The organism is Pseudomonas sp. P5_A12 (assembly GCF_056400685.1).
Genome location: NZ_JBFUKU010000479.1, coordinates 1 through 2,536 on the forward strand (window position 1 = coordinate 1; position 2,536 = coordinate 2,536).

3 protein-coding genes and 1 pseudogene are annotated in these 2,536 nt (G+C 58.6%); all 4 read right to left on the reverse strand.

Translation table 11 applies throughout. The features are described from left to right. Positions 1 to 237: pseudogene (locus AC1DSG_RS30120) on the reverse strand (ABC transporter permease); the annotation flags it as partial. Further along, the gene (locus tag AC1DSG_RS30125; protein ID WP_477794130.1) at positions 234 to 1,139 is read right to left on the reverse strand and encodes an ABC transporter permease; all 906 of its coding nucleotides are present in this window, start codon (positions 1,137 to 1,139) and stop codon (positions 234 to 236) included. The gene AC1DSG_RS30125 and the pseudogene AC1DSG_RS30120, both read right to left, overlap by 4 nt. A 4-nt stretch (positions 1,140 to 1,143) precedes the next feature. Further along, positions 1,144 to 2,253 carry an ABC transporter substrate-binding protein gene (locus tag AC1DSG_RS30130; protein ID WP_477794131.1) on the reverse strand — a complete coding sequence of 370 codons (1,110 nt, stop codon included), beginning with the start codon at positions 2,251 to 2,253 and terminating at the stop codon, positions 1,144 to 1,146. Between the two features lie 35 nt (positions 2,254 to 2,288). After that, the coding region (locus AC1DSG_RS30135) for a TauD/TfdA dioxygenase family protein (RefSeq protein ID WP_477794132.1) at positions 2,289 to 2,536 on the reverse strand (248 nt) is incomplete at its 5' end.

Consider the following 2,536-nt stretch of genomic DNA (forward strand, 5'->3'; position numbering starts at 1 on the left):
GGTCCCGATAAAAAAGCCACTGAGGTTGCGCGCCAGGCTGGCAGAAATGGCCCGCCAGAATTTGCCCGAGGCCATTTGATCCCAAGCCGTTGCCGCCACTTTTTCTGGCGAAACGAACAACCCCGATTGACTCCAGCCCTGATTCGAAGCCAGCCACCACACGGCAATGGCGGCAATGGGCAAAACCCAACCGCGATATCGGCGGCTACCGCTACCTACTGACAAGACCGCGCTCATGACAAGTGCCCCCCGGCCGTTGGCCGACCACGATTGAGGCGTTTCTCCGCGTAATCGAAACCACGGTCTATCAGCAGACCGAGCGCACCCACCACCACAACGGCCGCCATCACCAGGTCCAGTTGAAACAGCTGACGCCCATAGACGATCAGGTAACCCAAGCCCTCGCTCGATGCCACCAACTCGACCACCACCAGAGACAACCAGGCTTTGGTGAAGCCCAGGCGTAAACCGGTAAACAGCGTCGGGATAGCCGCGGGCAAGACGATGGAAGTGACGCTTTGCCGAGGACTGAAACCGTAGGCCCGACCGACTTCCAGCAAGCCTTTGGGCGCCTGGCGGAAAGCCTGCAAGGTACATAGCGTGATCGGCACCAGGGCCGCCTTGGCAATCAGCACATACTTGAGCGTCTCGCCGATACCGAACAGCAACAAGGCAAACGGTAACCAGCCCAGTACCGGTATTTGCACCAGTGCGTTGAAGGTGGGTAAGAAAAAATCTTCCAGGGTCCTGGACAGTCCCATGGCCAGTCCCAGCGCGATGCCGGTAAAGGCGCCCAAGGTAAATCCGACGACCACCCGCTGCAGGCTGGCGGACGCGTTCAGCCACAGATCACCGCTGGTGACCAGGTCCGACAAGGTCTGGTAGACGTACACTGGCGGAGGGAGCACCTGCTCTGAAAGCCAGCCGCGCTCCACCCCCAAGTACCATAAGCCAAGCAATACCAGCGGCAACAGCCAGGGCAAAGACTTATCAACCAGACTGACGGACCAGGCTGACTGACGCGGCACTTCAATCTTGCGTACTGGGCGGGCCGGTGACGGTGGCAAACGTTTGACGTTATCGCTCGGCAATGCCGGCGCCGCGTACTGCTCTAGTTTGACGGTCTGTGCCCTGGCCATTGGTCTAGCTCCCTTGCTTGCTGGTCGCGGCCGCTACTGCATTACCCGCCGGCTGTTTGCCATCCGGACCGTAGGGCGTCCAGAAGTTCTCGAGCCCTTTGGTTTTGAGGGATTTTTGCAAATAGCTGGTCTCGAACCAGCCATCGATGCTGACGGGACGACGGATGAGTTTTTCTTCCTTGGCTTGATCGGCCACGGCCTGATAGCGGCTYAACAAGAAGTTGTCGACCAGAGGCGAGGCCCTGTCCCTGATACTGACCCCGGTAAAGTCGGCGCGCAGTGATTCTGCCGGTTCATTGCTCTTGGCCCATTCCGTGAAGACCGCGTCACGATTACTCTCCTCCGATGTCCATTTCGCCGCATCCACCAGCGTGTCGACAACTTTTTGCACGTTGTCCGGATGTTCTTTTTCATAGGCACCCCGAACGACCAGTGCAGTCTGCCGGGTGTATCTCACGTTCTGAGTGGGATTGTCGTAAACGATGTCGATCAAGCCTTTATCGCGCAGCTTGAACAACTCGCGACCGCCGAATGCGGCATCTACCCCATTGGAAACCAATGCCGCCTGAGTGCTGCCGGTATCGAGGTTGATGACCTTGATATCGCGGTCGGTAAGACCATGCTCCGCCAACAGATTGATCGTCACCAGATGGCCGTTGGTGCCGCGAAAGATCGCCACCTTTTTGCCTTTCAGGTCATCGATGTTTTTGATGTCAGATCCCTTGGGCACTGCCAGGTAAAGATTGGCACGTACGCCCAGTGCGGCCAGCAGTTTGGTGTCCAGTCCATTGGAGCGCCCGACGACTGCAGGCAGATCGCCCTGATAGGCGAAGTCAAGTTGCTGGTTTGACAAGGCTTCGTTTACCGCCGGGCCAGCGCCCTTGAAAAAGAACCACTGCACTTCGGTCCCGGTCCCGGCGAAGGCCTTTTCCAGCAATTGCTGATTGCGCACGATGGCCAGGGGCGAGCCACTGAACGTCACCGGGTCACCGCCGCCGGCTGTCGCTACACCAATGCGCACTACATCGGCCTGGGCCAGGGGAATTGCAAGAACCGTAGCCAGTGCTGCAGCGAGGCTGCATTTGAGAAACAGGGGAATACCTTTGAGTTCCATGTTGAAGCCTTCCTTGTGTCAATGAGGCGCGCTTGTCAGGCGGCGAGATGTTTTTTGTCGGCTTCGGTTTTCGGCGAGCGGGTATCCGGACTTGGCTTGAGTGCTTGGCTCAAACGACCATCCACCCCGACCGGCACATCACCGTCGATGGTGGTCCGGCGCACGATGCGCTGGGCATCGCCGTAGTCGTTGATCGCGATGTGCTGCGTGGCGCGGTTATCCCAGATCACCACATCGCCCGCCTCCCAGCGCCAGCGCACAGTGTTGTCGACATGGGTAATAC

Excerpts from the sequence above, each read along its gene's own strand:
- AC1DSG_RS30125 (WP_477794130.1), bottom strand. The coding sequence starts at position 1,139 with ATGGCCAGGGCACAGACCGTCAAACTAGAGCAGTACGCGGCGCCGGCA.